The sequence below is a fragment of the Aerococcus sp. L_32 genome (assembly GCF_050689315.1).
On sequence record NZ_JBOEQF010000995.1, the window covers coordinates 1 to 682 of the forward strand.

Annotated in this window: 1 protein-coding gene; it reads right to left on the reverse strand. The window is 41.2% G+C overall.

The features are described 5' to 3' along the window. Positions 1-354: metal ABC transporter substrate-binding protein (locus ACRCJ0_RS17810; protein WP_431391475.1), on the reverse strand; the 354-nt coding region annotated here is incomplete at its 3' end. Positions 355-682 lie beyond the last annotated feature (328 nt).

Below are 682 nucleotides of genomic sequence, written 5' to 3' on the forward strand. Positions count from 1 at the left end.
GTCAGTGAAATCTTTCGTCACCGCCACACCTGTCACTTCCAAGGCTTCAACCATTTGCGCCTCTAAGTGTAACCCGTGATATAAAACCAAGTCTGCCCCTTGGATTTTCTTTAAGTCTCTAGGACGTGCTAAGTAGCCATGAGGGTCCTCGCCCGCTGGAATAATCGTTTCAACCGTTACTTGGTCGCCCGCCAATTGTTCTACCATATCCCGTAGAAAAGAGGTGGATACTGTGACAACTGGTTTTTTATCCGCAGCATCGCCACCGTCACTAGCTGACTCCCCGTCGCTCGTGCATGCACCCAAGACTAGGGCCACAAGCATTACACTCAATAATTTCCAAATCTTCTTCATTTGAATACTTCACTCCTATTTTCTACATTTAAGGGGTAACCACGATGTGCAACCTTAGTTTTTATTAATTATATTTTTAGCTTAACCTAAAAACATATAAGAGTCTAGTCTAATTCGCTAGGTTTTTTGAAAAATGACGCCCCCTTGCCAAGCTAGTCCATCTAGACAAGCAGGCAAACTTATTCAAGCAGGCAAAAAGACCACATCCAATAATTAAAAACGGATGTGGCCTAATAAAAATGATAAAAAAAAAGAAGCTCGGATAATTCCGAACTCCCCTCATATACATAATAAGATAATCTGTTAAAGATTATTTTACTTCTGCAGA